The sequence below is a fragment of the Mycoplasma sp. 4423 genome, assembly GCF_054353855.1.
Genome location: NZ_JBTHHJ010000001.1, coordinates 67,684 through 87,329, shown reverse-complemented (window position 1 = coordinate 87,329; position 19,646 = coordinate 67,684). Strand labels below are relative to the sequence as shown.

14 protein-coding genes are annotated in these 19,646 nt (G+C 28.1%); 7 read left to right on the top strand and 7 right to left on the bottom strand.

Features of this window, described 5'->3' with window-relative positions:
- Positions 1 to 24 precede the first annotated feature (24 nt).
- A complete protein-coding gene (locus ACXYRN_RS00260) occupies positions 25 to 2,352 on the bottom strand; it encodes an HsdM family class I SAM-dependent methyltransferase (protein ID WP_458607233.1) in 2,328 nt (775 codons plus the stop codon).
- A 266-nt stretch (positions 2,353 to 2,618) separates the two neighbouring features.
- Here ACXYRN_RS00260 and ACXYRN_RS00255 point away from each other — a divergent pair, with 266 nt between their 5' ends.
- The 3 genes from ACXYRN_RS00255 to rlmD all read left to right on the top strand — a co-directional run bounded on the left by ACXYRN_RS00255 (position 2,619) and on the right by rlmD (position 7,282).
- On the top strand, positions 2,619 to 5,390 hold the full coding sequence (locus tag ACXYRN_RS00255) for an exonuclease/endonuclease/phosphatase family protein (RefSeq protein WP_458607232.1): 2,772 nt from the start codon (positions 2,619 to 2,621) through the stop codon (positions 5,388 to 5,390).
- A gap of 67 nt (positions 5,391 to 5,457) precedes the next feature.
- Positions 5,458 to 6,003: a 16S rRNA (guanine(966)-N(2))-methyltransferase RsmD gene (gene rsmD, locus ACXYRN_RS00250; RefSeq protein ID WP_435128396.1), complete on the top strand. Its 546-nt coding sequence runs from the start codon at positions 5,458 to 5,460 to the stop codon at positions 6,001 to 6,003.
- On the top strand, positions 5,993 to 7,282 hold the full coding sequence (rlmD, locus tag ACXYRN_RS00245) for a 23S rRNA (uracil(1939)-C(5))-methyltransferase RlmD (RefSeq protein WP_458607231.1): 1,290 nt from the start codon (positions 5,993 to 5,995) through the stop codon (positions 7,280 to 7,282). Before rsmD ends, rlmD begins: the two co-directional genes overlap by 11 nt.
- Positions 7,283 to 7,319: 37 nt before the next feature.
- Here rlmD and ACXYRN_RS00240 read toward each other — a convergent pair whose 3' ends face one another.
- Positions 7,320 to 9,650: an HsdM family class I SAM-dependent methyltransferase gene (locus tag ACXYRN_RS00240; protein ID WP_458607230.1), complete on the bottom strand. Its 2,331-nt coding sequence runs from the start codon at positions 9,648 to 9,650 to the stop codon at positions 7,320 to 7,322.
- Positions 9,651 to 9,849: 199 nt separating this feature from the next.
- Here ACXYRN_RS00240 and rpmG point away from each other — a divergent pair, with 199 nt between their 5' ends.
- From rpmG to ACXYRN_RS00225, 3 genes are read left to right on the top strand one after another with little or no spacing between them, the layout of a single operon-like run.
- Positions 9,850 to 10,002, top strand: a complete 153-nt coding sequence (gene rpmG / locus ACXYRN_RS00235; protein WP_458607229.1) for a 50S ribosomal protein L33 — start codon at positions 9,850 to 9,852, stop codon at positions 10,000 to 10,002.
- Between the two features lie 36 nt (positions 10,003 to 10,038).
- Complete coding sequence (locus ACXYRN_RS00230; protein WP_458607228.1) at positions 10,039 to 11,085, top strand: M24 family metallopeptidase; 1,047 nt, start codon at positions 10,039 to 10,041, stop codon at positions 11,083 to 11,085.
- Positions 11,085 to 12,095, top strand: coding sequence for an alpha/beta fold hydrolase (locus ACXYRN_RS00225; RefSeq protein ID WP_458607227.1), 1,011 nt, complete (start codon positions 11,085 to 11,087; stop codon positions 12,093 to 12,095). Before ACXYRN_RS00230 ends, ACXYRN_RS00225 begins: the two co-directional genes overlap by 1 nt.
- Before the next feature lie 8 nt (positions 12,096 to 12,103).
- Here the strand turns inward: ACXYRN_RS00225 and glyA are convergent, their stop codons facing one another.
- The 5 genes from glyA to ACXYRN_RS00200 are packed head-to-tail and all read right to left on the bottom strand — an operon-like array spanning position 12,104 to position 18,396.
- Entirely contained in the window at positions 12,104 to 13,372 is a 1,269-nt protein-coding gene (gene glyA, locus ACXYRN_RS00220; RefSeq protein ID WP_458607226.1) for a serine hydroxymethyltransferase, read from the bottom strand.
- A 7-nt stretch (positions 13,373 to 13,379) separates the two neighbouring features.
- Entirely contained in the window at positions 13,380 to 15,533 is a 2,154-nt protein-coding gene (locus tag ACXYRN_RS00215) for a phenylalanine--tRNA ligase subunit beta (protein ID WP_458607225.1), read from the bottom strand.
- Positions 15,505 to 16,218, bottom strand: a complete 714-nt coding sequence (locus tag ACXYRN_RS00210; protein WP_458607224.1) for a uracil-DNA glycosylase — start codon at positions 16,216 to 16,218, stop codon at positions 15,505 to 15,507. The genes ACXYRN_RS00215 and ACXYRN_RS00210 overlap by 29 nt, the downstream gene beginning before the upstream one ends.
- Positions 16,208 to 17,158, bottom strand: a complete 951-nt coding sequence (gene pheS / locus ACXYRN_RS00205) for a phenylalanine--tRNA ligase subunit alpha (RefSeq protein WP_458607223.1) — start codon at positions 17,156 to 17,158, stop codon at positions 16,208 to 16,210. Before pheS ends, ACXYRN_RS00210 begins: the two co-directional genes overlap by 11 nt.
- A gap of 2 nt (positions 17,159 to 17,160) precedes the next feature.
- A complete protein-coding gene (locus ACXYRN_RS00200; RefSeq protein ID WP_458607222.1) occupies positions 17,161 to 18,396 on the bottom strand; it encodes a replication-associated recombination protein A in 1,236 nt (411 codons plus the stop codon).
- A 234-nt stretch (positions 18,397 to 18,630) separates the two neighbouring features.
- Here ACXYRN_RS00200 and asnA point away from each other — a divergent pair, with 234 nt between their 5' ends.
- Entirely contained in the window at positions 18,631 to 19,611 is a 981-nt protein-coding gene (gene asnA / locus ACXYRN_RS00195) for an aspartate--ammonia ligase (protein WP_458607221.1), read from the top strand.
- Positions 19,612 to 19,646: the final 35 nt, after the last annotated feature.

Here is a 19,646-nt window from a genome sequence, read left to right as displayed (position 1 = left end):
TATTTTTATTCCTATGATGCAGTGTTATCCACGTACTTTAATGCATTCATCGAATACTTTTATCATTTGTTTTACTTGGTTGATTTCTTCTTTATCAAGTAATTTAAAACGAAAGTCTAATATCCGTTCTTCGATAATATTGGTTTGAATGTGACCAGTAGCAAAAGCTTGAAATTGGATTTGATAACTTTGATCAAATAAAAATTTAAAAAATGAATACCTTACCTTTTCGTCATTGATATAAATTCGATAAAAACCATTTGAGATAATGACATCTGAATTATCCAAATTAAAATAAAAGAATTTATCATATGAACCATATAAATAAGGTAAATAAATGCTGTCTTTGTGACCTATTTGCTTCGCTCTTGAAATATTTTGAATTTGTCATCCACGTAGCTTGTTTGAAAGTGTATATAAACCTTTGCTATGTGTTTGAGCAATCGGGATGTATGAATAAATTTTGCTTTTTATAATTGATTTTTCAAGGTTTTTTGTCTTTTTTTCAATAATTAATCCGTTTTGATTATTTTGTTTATATTCTCGCAGAGAATATAAACTTTTATCATTTAAAATTAAAGAAATTTTTGTGTTTGATAATTCTGGTTTTAACTTTAATGAACTGTCTAAGTCTTGCATATAGGTATATCCGTAATTTATTGAGTGATTAACCTGTGACAATCCAATGATTTTTTCATCATAAGCAAACTGCTGCATTCTTTTTAGAATTTCAGGTAAATCAGTGTTTAAAATTGCTTCATTATTCGCATCTTTTAGAATTTCACCATTTTCTTCATTTATTTTATAAATAGGAGGTAAATTTTTTGTATTAAAGTCAAAACCGATGTTTTTGACTACATCTGTAAAAATTTTATAATTGTGTATTCGTTTAGTTTTCTTTACAAATAATACATCAGTTTTTACACCTGTTTCAGCACCCTTAAATACCCCTTCTGGAAAAGAGATATCTGCTAAAATATGAAAATTATCAATTAAGTATTTTCTGATATATCTTTGTTGTTGATTATTTAAATAACCACTAGGCAGCACAATTGCTAAAATTCCATTCTCCTTAAGCAGATTCATTGCTCTTTCGATAAATAAAACCCCTAATTGTCCGTTACAATGTTCATTAAGTTTGTAATGTTTTAGAATACTTTGATTCCCCATAAATTTAACTTTGCTACCAAAAGGTGGATTTGTAATGACAAAATCAAAAAAGCTGTTATTTTTATTTCAATTTGCAATGCTATCGATTTGATGAATTTTAGTTCTACCATCACCGTTTAATACCATATTAAAGAATGCAACAGAACAAGCGTCTTTTGAAATATCTCAATAATATAAATTGTCTTTCATATCTTTATAATCTGGATTATTTTTGTATTTTTGGATAACCCCAGTTAAAAAATCTGCACTACCACCAGCTGGATCAATGACAGCTTGATAGGGTTTAATATCTAAAATATTAACTATAAAATCAATTATAGCAACAGGTGTATAATATTGTGCCATATTAATTTTATCTAAAATTTTTGAACTAAACTTCATAAAGAAATCTTGTGGTACGCTGGATTTACTTTTAATAAATGAATATGGTTGTAAAAGTTTTATTACTTTTTGCAAGTCATCATATTTAAAAATAAGTTCTTTTTGTACTTGCTGTCCTTGCACAAAATTTCTTTGATAATAATCATATGCATCTGCTCATAATTTTTCAAATACTGCAATATTTGTAGTTAATGCAGTAAATTTTAAATCATGTTTATGAAATTGTTCATCATAATATTTCGCTAATATCACCTGAAAAAGACCTTTATATCGTTCATTTTTTCCATAACCAAGTGAATGAATAATCAAATCTAACTCATCAAATAACACTTTTGCATTTTGTATTGGGACTAATTCATCAAATTTAAATAAAGCAGTTTTAAACTCTTCGCCATAATTAGGTAGCATTGATAAATTGTATTCATTGCCTTTATAAAAAAGTTTTTGATGACTACCATTATAAAAAATACCGTATTTGGCTTTCTTTAGATCTATTGCAGTTTGCAACTGATATAAGATTGCTTCTTTTATTTCTTTTTCACTGATATCATCTCTTTTAACTTCTGCTACTAATAAATATGAATCACCATCCTTAATCGCTAAATCAATTAGTTTTGGATGTGAACCTTTGCTACCTACTTGCATTTTTTCTTCTAAGTATATAGCATCTTTGTTATAATTTTTTGAAAGCAATATGTTTATTAAATCAATTCTTAATTTTTCTTCAGTTGATGTTTTACCATCTTTTGCTTTTTCATTGATATTTAATTGACCTCGGATTGGACATATTAATTTAGACATTTTTCTCCTATATTTAAATATTACTATAATAAATTGTATTTATAAATTTATTAGTTACTTTATTGAAATTTTTGCAATTTTTGTTTTATAAATGTAATAGATAAAACAAAAAAGCAGTGATTTGTCATTAAAAATCTTATAAATGGGAATTTTATTCCATATAAATGAAAACTATGTTATCAAAAATACAATTTTTGCAAAAAGTGATGTGATTTGTTAAAGTTTTAGTTATAAAAATTTATAATTATTATGATAAAGGAGTTGTAATGTCAAAGTATAAAAAATGATGATTTTCTGCTGTTATTTTAGCTTCTACATCGGTTGTAGTTGCTGTCGCTTGCAATGGTGAAAATAGCACTCAAAAAAGTGATGGATTTGATAAATCCACACCTAATAAAGATAAAAATCCTAATAAAGGTAGTACATCACCTGTTATAAATCCAAAAGAGCAATCAAAACCCCCTACTTCAACAAATCCAAGTGAAACTAATCCGATTAAAAATACACCACAGCAATCTAATCCAACTAAACCTACTAACAATCCAGAAGATGGTAAACTATCAGAAGATAAAAAAAAGGAGAAGTCACCTGAAAAAACAGATCAATTTGGAGAGAATAATAATCAACAAAAACAAGAAGATACAAAACCTATTGATAAATGGGCAAAAGATAATGCAAACAATCTTTTTAAACTCGTCTCAGTTGATAATCTTAAAGAATTAATTTCAAAGAATGAAAAACTTTTTTATAACTACGAAACAAGAAAATTAGTTAAACAACCAGTTGAAACAAAATATTTGAAAGTGAAAGAACTAGGCAGTGATTCAATTTTTGATGTTTTTAGTTTAAAAACCGATTCAGAATATCAGCCTGCAAATGCAAATGAACCAACAACAAATAATGGAACTAAAACATTTATCAATGGACAAATATATTATGTGATAAAAGGTAATGTTATTGCATTTTCTTATAAAATTGCACAATATATACCTAAACAAGAACCAATTATTTCAAATGATATTTATTGATCAAGTTTTAATATTGAAAATGGTCAACAAGTTGATACACCTGATTCGTTGAAACAAGAGCAAATTAATAAATCAGAGCAATTACAAACTATCAGCGAGCCTTTTAAAGTTTATTCTGATAATGCTGATGAATTTATGAATATGTTAGATGATTTAACTTCTGATAATAAACAACTTCCGGATTTAGTATATTCAGATGGTAGTTTTAGCTTTGATAAGCACAACGAAGACTTAGGAGATTATATTACTTTTAATAAAGATGATTATGCTAAATATATAATTGGTTCAGATGCATCAAAACCAACTCATTTTAAGATGAATTGAGATACAGATACCGAAAAAATTACCATAACATATAAAAATAAAAATAATCCAGATAAAATAGAGACTCAAGTTATTAACCTTGATAGTGATGATGAAAATAATCAAGTCGATAATTCAAAACAACAAACTCCTAATAAGCAAAAAGATAATAAGAATCCAGAACAAACAAGTGGAGTGTTTGTTTTAAATGTCAAAGAATTTAACAAAATAGCAGAAAAATATGATAAATCACAAGGTTCAAAATATAAACATAAACTTTATTTGTATAAAGGTAATTTCTTAGGTTTTTTTGGACAATCAAACGAATCAAGCAACCAAATATTGAATTTTAATAAAGGTTTTGATCAAACAAACATTGCTGGTGATCAAAATGATTCAAAATATTTTGCAACATCATTAGATAAAGATAAAAAAACCTTTACAGTAACTTACTTTAACAAAAGAACAAATCAAGAAGAAAGTCAAACATTTACATTAACAACAGATTCAAAAGATGATTATTCTGATAACTCACAAAGAAACTTAAATACTAGTAGCACTAAATTAGATAAAAATCAAACTGTTTTTGTAAGACCACCGTTTGGAGTAAAGTTTGAAATAAAAAATAACACCCAAATGCCACCGATAATAACTGTTTTTGATCACCTTGATTCACCTGGAGCGAAACTTAAAAACTCTAGCAAATATAGCGAATCGTTTGTTAAAACAACATCAGAATTATATAAAAGTCGTTTTAACAATTTGGTAGTTAAAAAGAACGGAGCTCAAGAATTTTCTGAATTTGTTGCTATCCCGCAGTTATTGAATTATTATAAAAACTTAGATAGCAACAATGAATCACTTGTAATTTTTGGAGGAGATACAAATATTGATTCATCCAACTTTAAAGTAGATAAATATTTCTCATCTGATGTTCATCGAGTACTTGTTTCAGATTCACCAAAAAACCCGGATTGATACACATCGTTAAACACAAAAGGTGGTTATGCAAATCCGTATGATAAAATGTATTATTTAAACGGCGAAGATTCATATTATGATACTATTACAACATCTGATGATGCTAATTTAAAATTTAAAGTTGACACTTATAAAGCATTTAAAGAATATATAAAAAATACTAATCAATATGCAGGTTATGATAAAGACAAAAATTTTAATTGAAATATAAGATATAGAATTTCTGATCATGCACCTGTTTTTACAGATGTAAAAGTAAAAAATATTACAGTAAATACAGCAAAATCAACTGATTCAAATTATCCAAAACCAGCAAATACTATAAGAATAGCACACTGAAATATCGAAAATTATGGTAAAAAAACTACTGATTACAAAAGTACTGCTGACTTTAAAATAGATGCTATTGCCACCTTGATTAAAAAAGTTGGTTTTGATGTTATAGGTTTAACTGAAATAAACGATAAACAAGGAAATTCGGTTAACTACATCTTAGATGAGTTAAATAAAAATGGAGGTAATTATAAATTAATTTTACAACCCCGTGAACAAACATTGTGACAAAACACAAAATATGCTTTTTTTCAAGGTGGAGCAACTGAGCAAATTGCTATTATATATAATGCGAATGTATTACAGCCAACAAATTTTACTAAAACAAATCAAAATAGTGCTTCATTTCGTGAAAGCATAAATTTATACGGAGAAGTGATACCTAAAAATTAATATTCAACATTTTTCAAGTTTTAAATTATGATAAAATAACTATAATGTAGTTATTTTTGGAGGGGTAATGTTACGGATAATAAGTGGTTTATATCGTAGTAGAAAGATTAGTCAGCCTGATTTAAAAGATACAAGGCCTACAACAGATAAAGTTCGTGAGGCTGTTTTTGCTTCATTGCAGTTTAAAATAGAAAATAAAAGTTTTTTAGATCTTTTTTCTGGTTCGGGTGCGATTGCGATAGAAGCATTAAGTAGGGGTGCTTTGAAAGTATATGCAGTGGAAAAAAATATAAAGGTCTTTAGAGTGCTACAAGAAAATTTGCAGAGTCTAAAAATAGATACAATTAATGCTGTAGCATCGGATGCTTTGAATTTTTTGCAAGTCAATACAATGAAATTTGACTTCATCTATCTTGATGCTCCATATTTAGATTACAAATTACTTAATGATACTTTGCAATTAATTTCACAAGCAAAAACATTAAATATTGATGGAGAAATAATAATTGAGACAAATAAAGTTTCTGAAGTAGTCATTCCTGATGACTTTATAGTTTATAAAAGCAAAAGATATGGAAAGGTAGATATTTTATATCTTGCTTATGCTCAATAAAATCATCACAGTTACTTGTACAGAGTTAAGTTATCAAGGATTAGGTGTATGTCGCGAGCATGCTAAACCTATTTTTGTGCATGATCTTTTTGTCGGTGAAAAGGCAAAAGTGCAAATTTATAAAGAAACTACTAAATTTGCTTTTGCAAAAGTAGTCGAATTAATCACTAAATCTGAACATCGTGATAAATCATATTCTTGCATCAACAGTGCTCCTCTGATTAATTTAGCATATAACCAACAACTTGCTTTTAAAGAGAATTATCTTAAATCACATCTGATTCGTAATTTAAATATTAACGAATCAGTAATTGATGCATTTCAACCGGCAATCCAAGAAACTCATTACCGTAACAAAATTAAGGTTCCATTAAAGTTGATTGATAATATTTTGCATTATGGAGAATATGATAGTAATTCAAATAATATTTTAGTAACTGATGATATAAAAATCCAAAATAATATTTCTTTAAATGGAACATTAGATAAAATAATTAATGCATTGAATCAATATTCACAAAAAAGTCGTCGTTATAAAGTTTTAGAAGCATTTCGAGAAATAACTTTAAGAATAAATCATATAAACGAAGCGCAAGTGTTATTCAATCTTTCTAATGAACAAAATGTTTATAGTGAAATAATCAATACTTTAAAATCTATTGAAAATATTATTCAATTGTATTTTTATCAAAATCAAAAATTAAAATTAATTTTTGAGAAAAAACCTTTTTCAATTTTGATAAATAAAAAATCCTTTGATGTGCATATAAATTCGTTTTTTCAAATAAATATTGAGATGGCTACCAAAATTTTTAATGATATGCATAAAAAAGTATCAGAAAACTTTAAACGAAATTTCATCGATTTATATTGTGGTGTTGGAATTATCTCACAATTAGTTGCTTATAAAAGACATAAAATCTTAGGTGTAGATATTTCAAGAGAAGCAATTGCTGCAGCAAAAGATAATGCATATGTAAATGGATTTAGATCGGCTAAATATATAAATGGCGATGTTTATCAAGTTATAGATTTGTATAATTTAGATATTAATGATACTATTGTCGTTTTAGACCCACCCAGAGCTGGTTTAGATGCAAAATTGACCAAATGATTGAATAATATAAATTCATTTATTTATATGTCATGTGAACCAAGAAGTTTTATACGTGATTTACAAAACTTACAACAACAAGGTTTTAAAATTAATTACATCAAAGGTTATGATATGTTTCCAAACACCCCACATTTTGAAATAGTCGCTTATCTTAGTAAGTAAACAAAGCAAGTAGGCGGAAGCACTACTACTTGCTTTTTTACTTAAAGATTTTTAAAGATGAAATGTAATCATTCATATAATCGATATCCAATTGATTATAAGAATTAACGGGTAGTTTAATTTCTACATTCGGAATTTCACTTCGTAAGGTTCGACCATGGCCGATTGATTTAAAGAGTCTTTCACTGATAACGGTAGCAAGGTAAAACTTAGCTAATGGTTTATTATCAAATTCAGATTTGTATTTAGGAACAATATCACAAATATTCACAAAAGAAGTGGCACCAAATTCGAAATCACAATAATAGGTTTTCCCACCACCACCATCTCCTCCGTTAATGATGCAAATTTTATCACTGAATGTCTGAGATACTTTTTCTTTTATAAGTAAACCACCAATACCGTTATTGTCTTTTTTTGCTACTATTATTGGGATTCCGTTCTCATATTTATTTTCTAATTTACGATCAATTGATTTCTTTTGCATTCCTTTTGAAATAAATTCAATTACATCAGATATTTTAAAATATTTAAATTTAATATTTTGATATTTTTGCATATCTACAGGTGAGAAAATTAATTTATTACTGATGCCGCATAAAATTTTGGCAGATAAATTTTCTCTTATATATTTTATAAAAGTGTTTTTATTTACTTCAAAAGGGCGATTTGTTGTAAATTTTTCAAATGCAAGTTCTTCATCATATTTTAAATTTTGCATTACAGCTTGAAATTCTGTGTATTTACCCTTAAGAACTTCTTTAAGTCTTGCTACTTTTTCTTCATATAATTTAGTTTTCAATCGTTTTTCATTAGTATAGATAAATCCATCATTAGTAAAATCTACTAACAAAATATCTTGATTATGTCAGTGTGCTAATAATGCATCTGCATTTTGTCTTAGTGCATCTATTTTCTTGAGTGTTCGTGAATCATATTTTTTTAAAACTATCACTGATGTATTGACACCTGCATTAGGTTGAAATAAATCCCTAGGAAGTGAAATAATTTGTGTAATTTTAGACATTTCAAATATTTTTTTGAGATATGCAACATTTTTTGCATCTCTACCGTTTAGGTTTGTTTTAGGTATAATACATGCAATTAACCCATCTGGTTTTAAATATTTTAAAGTTGTATATAAAAACTTTAATTCATTATCACTTTGACTAAAGGGTGGATTCATTAAAACCTTAGAATACTCATATTTTAATCTTTCAAGTCTTTTAAAGCAGTCATCTTGATAAATTCGCGAACTTCCATCACCGTGTAATAGCATATTAATTCCTGCTAATGTCGAATTAAATTCGTCATATTCGATTCCAATGATTCTTTTTTCCTTTACTTCGATGCAAGCTTTATCAATTTGATATTCTTTTTCTTTTGCATTTATATTTGTTTGCTTTAAATAAAAATCATTTATGCTAGAAAACATATTAAACATTGCATTTACTAAAAAGGTACCACTCCCACATGTTGGGTCCATTATAACATCGTTAAATGGATCAACATCAATTAATTCGTACATTATTTGAGCGATGTGATCGGGTGTAAAAACTTCTCCTTTTTCATTTGAATTAGCTGAATTTCATTTACGAAAAACTTTTAAAAAAGCATTCATTATATCGTGGCCTTTATAGTCTTTGTGACTGATATTAATAAGGTTATAAATATTACGAATCGAATCAACTATTTCAATTAAGTCAGAAATTTTAGCCATTTTCAATGTCTTATCATCAAGGTATTTATAGATATTATTCTTCTTTTCTTGTTTTGATATATCTTCAGTAAGTGGAGTATCTTTTAGAGCATCCAAAATACTAGAAAGCAGCAAACTTGTTGATTCACGATTTAACTTATCATCTCCTTGAAATTTATAACAAAGCATCACAGCACCAATAAATGGAACAGTCATTTGCTTGTTTATTTTAGCATTACGAAAAGAATTTGCAAGCTGCATTGCATAATTACTGATTAAAACTTCATTATTTTCTTTGATATCTTTAAAGTAGGTGTCTTTGTAGTATTTATGGTTTTTTACTTCAGATTCATTATCTAATAATTTTATTTCACCTTTATCATTCTTAATAAAAACATTTAAGTTTATACCGTTATATTGAAAACCGATGGTATTCTTATGTTTTTCAAACTTCATATAGTCATAAATTTGCTTTTCAAATTTTACCCCTTCTGCTTTAGCATCTAAGATAAAAATTACACCATCATAGAAATAATACCCATCTGGTTTTGTTGCTTCATATTTAGTATCAGATGTTTTTTTATAAAGAGGAATGGTACCATCAGTATTATTTTTTAGTCCTAATATATTAGTAAATGATTCTACAATTTTAAACTCACTGCGCGTCATAAAACCTCTAAAATATTTTGTATTTTAATTCTACCATTTTTTTCTTATTGATTTTTAAAACATCTCATAATTTCAAATTATTAACAAATTTATTCACAAATTATGTTTGAAATAGATATTTAGTAAAATATTTGTAAATTTAAGTAAGCAAAAAAAATATTTTGGTAAAATTGTAATACTAAATAAATAAAGGAGTTATATGCCAAGAGAAGGTTATACATTAGCATGTACAAAGTGCAAAATGGAAAATTATATTTCAAAGAAAAATAAAAAAACTCATCCTGAAAAAGTAGAGTTAGCAAAACACTGTCATAAATGTAATGCGCATACAGCACATAAAGAAAAGAAATAATGCAGCAATAACTGCGTTTTTTAATTTAGGAGTTTTATGAATCGTAAAAAATTAGATGAAATGTTCGCTAAAACTGGTGTAGAAGTTTTAATTTCTGAAGCACCACAAACAAGACTTTGATATGCCGGAGTTCAAACAACTGATGGATTCATCGCTATTGAAAAAGATGAAGCAACCTTATTTGTTGATGGAAGATATATTGAGTATGCACAAAAAAATGCAAAGAATGCAGAAATTGTTTTAATTAAAGGTGATGCAGTTAAAAATTGATTTGCAGCAAAGAACTTTAAGAAAATAGCACTTGAAAAAGAATATTTAGTAAAACAAGTTCAAGATCAAATTTTATCTTGAGTAAATCCCGATCATATTGAGTGAGTTTCAGCGCAACATCTTAGAATATTAAAAGATGATGGAGAAATTGAGTTAATACAAAAAGCTGTAGATATTTCTATGCAGGCACTCAATGAACTTAAAGAGTGAATCAAACCTGGTATGAGTGAAAAAGAAGTTGCTTTTAAACTGAATTATTTATTAAAGTTAAAAGGTGCAGAAAAAGAAGGATTTGAGGAAATTGTCGCAACTGCTGAAGCTTCTGCGGAACCTCATCATCATCCAACTGATAAAAAACTTGTTAATAACAATTTACTAAAAATAGATTTTGGAGCTCAATACAAAGGATATACAGCAGATATTACACGTACCTTTATTTTAGGTGATGAAAAACTAGCAAATCCAAAGCAACTTGAAATCTTAGAAATCGTTAAAGAAGCAGCAGCAGCAGGGAGAAAAGCGGTTCGTCCTGGTATCAAAGCATCACAAATTGATAAAGTATGCCGTGATTATATTGAAGCAAAAGGTTATGGACAATACTTTGTGCATTCTACTGGACATGGGTTAGGTATTGATGTTCATGAGTTTCCTAACGTTTCAAAATTTTCTAATTATGTTTTAGAACCTGGTATGATAATAACAGTTGAACCCGGAATATATATCGAAGGTTTAGGTGGTGCTAGAATCGAGGATGATGTTCTAGTTACAGAAAATGGTTATTATGTCTTTTCTAGACCTAATGAAAACAAATAATGAATCAATGAAATGATAAAAATATCTTAACTTTGAGTGATTATCTTGATGTTGGAGATGGATATAAATTGTATTATCGTGTTAGTGGAAACCGCTTTAGCGGATATCCTGTAATTATTTTACATGGTGGACCAGGTGCTTTTAATACAAATCCATATTTAAGAATTTTTGATAAAAGTAAGTTTTATTTAATTTCTTTTGATCAAAGGGGATGTGGTTCTAGCAAACCAAAATGAATTCCTGATTCAAATACGATAGATGATCAAATTGAAGATATTGAGCGAATTAGAAAACATTTTAAGTTAAATAAAGTAACCTTATTTGCAGGAAGTTGGGGGACTACATTAGCATTACTTTATGCTATTAGATACCCAGAAAATGTTGCTTCTATGTTGCTGCGTGGAATTTTCTTAGCACGTCAAGAAGACATTGATTTTCTATATGAACCTAATGGAGCGGCAACCTTTTATCCAGAAGCATATAAGAAATTTTATAATGCAGTTGCTAAATATGATGGTGCAAAAGTTTTGGAAAAATACTATAATGCTTGAACTAAAATCTTAAAATCTAAGAACGCAAAAGAAAAAGAGATTAAATTGATTCAAAACTTTTGCGAGTGAGAAGAATCAATTGTTACAATTGAACCACAAGAAAGGTATTTAAGCCGAAAACAAATTCGCCAAGTACCTGTTCTTCAAGAAGAACACAAAGATTTATTTTACAATCAATTACATTTCTTTTTAAATAAATCACTTTTACCTTCGGATAATTATATTCTTGAAAATGCACATAAAATAAAAGATATTAGAACATATATTGTGCATGGTCGTCAAGATGTAGATACCAGACCAATAGGTGCATATTTATTAGCTAAAGAACTAAATAATGTTAAATTAACTTTTATTAATGGTGCGGCACATTCAATCAATGAACCTGGTATCAATCATAAGTTAAAAGTATTTGCTGATAATATATATGATTATCTTACAGAAAATCACATCCAAAAATAGATGTGATTTTATAAATACGATTTTTTAATCGGATGCTCACTAGTAATTTTGACAACCTTGTTTTTTAATGAACTAAGTAGTCTTTGTCCTGCTTTGGTATCTGAATTAATAAGGTGTATATTTTTTAAAGCTGTATCAATAATGTCTGCTAATAATGCTCATTGTTTAAAACCACGACTAGTCATAGCAGCAGTACCAAGGCGGATTCCACTTGCTAAAAAAGGTGATAGAGTATCAAATGGAATAGTATTCTTATTTGCTGTAATATTAATTTTATGTAATACTTTTTCGGCTTCTAAACCGTTTATTTGATAGGTTTTTAATACATTAATCATAAATAAATGATTATCAGTTCCTCCACTAATAATTACTGCTCCACGACGCTTGAATGCATCGCAAAAACGCTTCGAGTTATTAATGATATCTTTAGCATATTGCTTAAATTGTGGTTGTAATGCTTCGTAGAAAGCAACTGCTTTACCAGCAATAGCATGAAACAATGGACCACCTTGATAACCAGGAAACACTCAACGATCAATTTTTTTAGCCAATTCAGCATCATTAGTCATAATTATTCCCCCACGACCACCTCGTAAAGTTTTATGAGTTGTAGATGTAATAATATGTGCATAATTAACCGGAGATGGAAATACTCCACCAGCTATCAATCCTGCTAAATGCGCAATATCTGCAAGCAACTTGGCACCGACTTTATCAGCAATTTGCCGAAAACGTTTAAAGTCTATTAATCTTGAATATGATGAATATCCACAAATAATCAAATCCGGTTTTTCTTTAATAGCTAATTCTTCGATTGCATCATAATCTAATAATTCATCTTTGGATAAATCATATGAAACTGATTGATAAAAAATCCCACTAAAAGAAATTTTATATCCGTGAGTTAAGTGCCCACCGCTATTTAAGGATAATCCCATAATTTTCCCACCTGAAGGTACACATGCAGCAATAGCAGCAGCGTTAGCAACTGAACCAGAATATGGTTGCACATTTGCATATTTAACACCATATAATAGTTTTAAACGATCAATAGCAGCTTGTTCGATCACATCTACATTTTCACATCCACCATAATAGCGTTTGTTAGGATATCCTTCTCCGTATTTGTTTGTTAACACACTTCCTTGTGCCTTTAAGATATCTTCAGAAACATAGTTTTCGCTTGCAATTAATTCGATGTGGTCCTCTTGTCTTTGTAGTTCGTTATTGATCGCATCGGAAACAACTTTATCATGTAGTTTAATTTTTGAATACATTTTTTACCTACTTATTAAATTTTTCATTTAATCTTTGTATAACTTCATCATTTGCACTAATTCTTAATGTAACATTGCGAGTATTTGTTTGTTGATAATTATCAATTTGTTGGATGTCATAAATTTGACCAAGACATCTTAAATTTGAAACAATATTACCTATATAATCGGTATTTTTAAGTGTAAAAGTTAAATCAAGAGTTTTTAATGGGCTTAAATCTACTGGGATATATTTAATCTTATTATTTGCTTTTATATCCATAAATTCTGCATAAAAAGCATTTGTTTGATCATATTTGGGATGGATTTTTCCAATTCATCCGATAATCGTATTATTGTATTTTATATAAGCAGAAACATTTGGATGAATATAATCATTATCCTTTAGTGCAGTAAATTTAACATCAAAACCTAAGAAATTAATAACATCTTGTTTTAGTTGTTCAAAAGTCTTTGTTGTGCTCACAAGTCCTCAAACCATTATATTTTCTGAAATCATTCCATATTCAAAAATGTTAATATTGCTCATTTTACGCTTTTGATTGTATGCTACAACTTCTGAAAGTGATGTAATAATCGAATTACGAATACATTCGCGTTCTTTTGAAACAAAAGTCATTAAATTGATTTGTTTTTCAAATGAAAAAGGATTTAATTTATTTTTTTCTTTTGAAACAAGAGTAAAGGTTCGTACTTCATTATATCCTTGGTGCTGAAAATATGATTTAGAATTATTAATTTTTTGTATATGAGCAGGAACAGTTTTAATTGGTTGTGGTTTGAATTTTGCATATGAATAAAATCTAAAAATTTCTTCGATTATATCTTCAAAAACTTCTATATCATAACGATATTCAGGGGGAGTTATTTTATTATTTTCAAATCTAAATCCAAGCAAAGTTAGTTTTTTTAAAGCATTATCAAAAACATTTATTTCATTTATACCTGCATATTTCTTTAAAAGTTCTGCATTATATATAATGCTTGGTTGCTTATGATAAATAATAGGGTTAATTATTTGTGAAATCTGTAAATTTTTGCAATAAAAACGAATAAATTCCATCGCAACTGAAGCAAGGTAAGCAGTTATAACCCTTGAACCTTGACTTGATGCAGTTGTGCTTATCCTTATTTCTTTTGTGCTGTGACGAATGTATTTAGGATCAAAAACACCTACTTCAAATAAATAGTTTTCTGTATCTAAATCAGTTTTTGTGGTTTCTAGACCGATAACAGAAGCAAGTGAAATAATATTGCTGTCATCTGAAATAGCTAAAACATTATCAACAGCAACTTTTTTACCACCTAATATCTCAATCTCACCAGAATACAATTTTGCAGTAATATTTTTTTGTAGTTTTGCAGCATTATAAACGTGTACTGGAACACCGATATTAATTAATGTTAAATTTGTTAGGTTAACACTTCAATCAAATAAAGAAGAAATATCGTGTTTTGCTAATAAAGTTTTTTCGTAAATACTTGTTTTTAATTTTCCTTTTATTTCAGTAAAACTAAGATTTTTTGCTATTCCATTGGCTGCTTTAAAATCACTTATAAAATTTGGTTCTTGTTCTTTTGATTCAAAAACAAATTTAGTGTTAAAATATGCAGCAAGTTCTTTAGCAAGAATAAAATATGAATTTGCATCATTGCGGTTTGCATTGATTGCTATTTCGATTAGATAATCATCGATACTTAAAAGTTGCATTGGATCATCGTTTATGCTTGCAAAATCATTTGGTAAGACTAACAACTCATCTTTTTTTGACAGTAAGTCTCATTTATAACCTAATTCTGATCAAGATGCTAACATCCCTTGTGATGGATAACCTTTAAGTGTTTTTTCACCAAAGATAATTTCACCTCTTTTTGCACCAACAGGAAAACAAACAACTAAATCACCTACCTTTAAGATTCGATTAGTTGTTTGGATTGTAATTTGTCCTTTTTTAGTTTTTAATTCAACAACATCTAAACGATCAGAATTTGGATTTTTGAAGACATTAATAACTTTTGCAAATAAAATATCTTCTATATTAGCAAATTTTCTCACATCCTCAACTTCAAAACCTATTTCATTTAATGCATTTGTAGTTTCTTCTGCAGTAAGTTTGATATCTGGTAAATAACTATTTAGATGTTTTAGTGAAACGAGCATTAAAAACCTCCTCATGTGGTAAATTTCAATCGATTTCTGTTTTATTTTGAATTTTTAAAAGATGATTAACTTTTAAAAATATTTGTGAATTATTAAATCCTTTATTAAATGACAACGGTGAAGGATGTGAGGATTCGATGATATTTTGTTGTTTAATTTTATCGAAGTTAGATAAATTATATACAGTTTCTTTTGCTTGTTTGCCTAGTATAACAAAAATTATATCACTATTTGCCTCGATGATTTTATCTAGGATTACTGATGTAAATTTTTGTCATCCGATATATTTATGTGAATTAGGTTTACCTTTTATAACTGTTAAAACTGTATTCATCAATAATACACCTTGCTTAGCTCAATTAACTAGTGAATTAGTTTTTATGACAATATCTGGATAATCTTGTTTAAGGACTTTAAAAATGTTTGCTAAACTCTTTGGTGTTTCGTCTTTTCAACTAGAAAAAGCCAATCCGTCTGCGCTATCATCATTATAATAAGGATCTTGACCTAGAATAACAACTTTAGTTTCATTAACTTGAAAAAATTCAAAAGGCTTAAATATGTCCATTTGGTGTGGGTAGATGGTTTGGTTATTTAATTCTGCTTCTTTTAAAGAATGAAAAATATTATCAAAATAACTTTTTTTACCTTCTTTTTGTAAGATTTGTAAAAAACTATCTTTCATTGCTAAATTGCTCCAAAATTCTTAAATCATTACGATATAAATCCCTAATATCATTAAATCCATATTTAATCATTGCAAGTCTTTCGACTCCTACACCAGCAGCAAAAGCATTAAATTTAGCATCAAATCCTGCCATTTGTAGCACTTTCGGATGCAGCATTCCAGCACCTAAAACTTCTATTCAATGATTTTTATAAAACATATCTACCTCCACACTAGGCTCGGTAAATGGAAAATAACTAGGACGCAACCTTATATCAATTTCTTCTTCCAAAACATAGGATAGAAAGGATTTTAAAGTTCATATGAGATTTGGAAAACTAACGTTACCAACACAAACAAAGTCGAGTTGTGTAAACTGATGTGAATGAGTAGCATCATCTTCATCATTTCGATACACCTTACCTAATGCAAATGTTGAAATTTCGATATTTTTATTTTCGTGTAGAACTTTTGCAGTAATTCCAGTATTATGAGTTCTTAATAATGTTGTAGCATTTAAATAAAGTGAATCATGCATTGCTCGAGCCGGATGATTGATGGGGATATTAAGTTTCTCAAAATTATATAAATCAGAAACTATTTCACCACTTTCTTGCTGATAATAACCATGCTGAATAAACCAAGTCTTAATGTGTTCTTCGATTAATGTTATCGGATGCAAGCTACCAGGTTTGTATACAGGTTTGCTAATATCAATAAATTCTGAGTTTATTTTACGATCTATTTCTATTTTTTCCAATCTTTCTTCAGCATTTTTAAAAAACTCTTCATATGTTTTCTTTAATTCATTAATTTGTTTACCGATTTGTTTTTTTTGTTCAACTGGTGCAGTTTTTAGACTTTGTTGTAGTTGATATATTTGTCCATCTGATGAATAAATTTTAGCTTTTGCTTGTTTAAGATCTTCGAGTGTATTTATATCTTCAAGTTTTAACATTATTATTCCTTTTTATAGTGTTTTTTTCATTCTGCTTTTAAATTGTTTCAATATTCTAAAATGTTTTGTTCATTTTTGTTGCTGCTTGGAATGTAAAATTTAGTATTTTGTAGTTGTTTTGGTAAATATTGTTGATTATTTCAATGTTTAAAATAGTCATGTGGGTATTGATAACCAACTCCATCACCTAATTTTACTGCAGATTTATAATGTGAGTCTTTTAAATAAGATGGTATTTGGTAAATGTTACCATTTAAAATGGTTTGCTTAACTTTATCACGTGCTAAAACAACGGAATTACTTTTAGGAGACGAAGCAAGTTCGATTATTGCTGATGTAATAGCAAGTTCCCCCTCGGGGATACCTAGTCTTTCAAAAACTCTTATGGCTGCTTCAGTTTTTGCACCTACCATTGGATTTGCTAATCCAATATCTTCGTATGCAACAGCAAGCATCCTTCGAAACAAACCATCATTATCACCACTTTGTAAAATTAAAAAACCATAATATAATGCAGCATCAATATCACTACCACGAAGTGATTTGTGAAATGCTGAAAGGTTATTATAGTGAGCACTTTGCTTATTATCGCTATAAAAATTGATATTTGGTATTATAGTTTTTAAGTCATTTTTACTAACTTCTTTTCCATCTTTTTTTAATAGTGCAAGTAATTGTAAGTTATTTATACTTGCTCTTAAATCACCACTTGAAAAAGCTGCTAAATTGACTAAATTTTCCTTGCTTATTTTTAAATAAGGATAATTTTCTTTTATAATTTTCTCTAGCGTTAAAGCGATATCTTGAACATCTATTTTATTAAACTGCAAAATCTGCATTCTGCTACGAACAGCAGGAACAACTTTAAAATAAGGATTTTCTGTTGTTGTAGCATAAACAATTATTTTATCAAACTCTAAATAAGATAGTAATATATCTTGCTTATCACGATTCAAACGATGGATTTCATCGATTATTATAACATCGCAATCATCTAAAATTTTTATTAAATCTGCTTTATTATCAATCGATGCATTAAAATACCCCGCTTTTAAATTTAACTCATTTGCTAAAACAAAAGCAGTTGTTGTTTTACCTGTTCCACTTTCACCGAAAAACAAAAAACTAGAAGTAATTTTGTTTTCAATTACCTCCTTAAGCAATTTTTTAATATGATTTTGACCGACAATATCATCTAATTTCCGTGGTCTCAATAAATTTGCTAAATTTTTGTTCATATATTATTTTATAATTATAACGATTTTTTGATTTTTATAGGTGTTAAAGAACAAAATTATTTTTTTTGTGTATAAACTTGTGGATAATTTAATAAAACGAATGTATAAATAGAACTTATTATTGCCATACTATGTATATTTTTAGTTTTTTTAAAAAAAAGATGGATGTAAAATTGTTCATAAATAAAGAAAAAAATTATCAACAAAAATAAATTAGTTTAAAATTAAATTGCTATGTATAAATCAAAATTAGACATTAAAGAAACACAAATAGCTATTCAAGATCTTAAACAAATTTTTCAAGCAAATATTAAGGTAGCATTAAACTTGACTAGAGCAACTGCACCGTTATTTTTAGATGCAAAAACAGGACTAAATGATGGTCTATCAGGTGAAAAGGCAGTCTGATTTAATCCAAAAGATTCTAATGTTCGCTTAGAAGTCGTGCATTCGTTAGCAAAATGAAAGCGTCATGCATTAAAACAATATCAATATTTAGATGGTGAAGGTATTTATACTGATATGAATGCAATCCGTCGTGAAGAAGAGCTCGATTCGACTCATTCATATTATGTAGATCAATGAGACTGAGAAAGAATTATTTCGCGTGATGATCGTAATTTAGGTTTTCTAAAAAAGATTGTAAGTAAAATTTATGATGCTGTTAAAGCTACTAAGTATGCATTGCAAGAAGAATTTCCAAAACTTACTGATAAACTTGCTGAAAACTTATTTTTTATTAGTGCTCAAGATTTAGAAGATTTATATCCAAATTTATCACCTGAACAACGTGAAGATGTAATTGTAAAGGAAAAGGGAGCTGTTTTCGTTTATAGCATAGGTGAAAATCTTAAATCAGGTATAGTTCATTCAAAACGTGCATTTGACTATGATGATTGAAAATTAAATGGTGATTTGTTGGTGTATTCTTATGTTTTAGATAAAGCAATCGAGTTATCATCGATGGGAATACGCGTGGATGCTGAATCGATGTTAAGACAATCGAATATGGATAAAGAAAATTTGTTAAACCTGTCACCGTTTCATTATAAAATCCTTAATGATCAATTACCATTAACTATTGGGGGTGGAATCGGTCAAAGTCGTTTAAGTATGTTCTTACTTGAAAAAGCACATATCGGTGAAGTTCAGTCAAGTTATTGACCAAAAGAACACATCGAAGAAATGAAAGACAAAGGTATTGAATTGTTATAAAAATATGTTTTTACCTATGATATAGGTAAAAACAT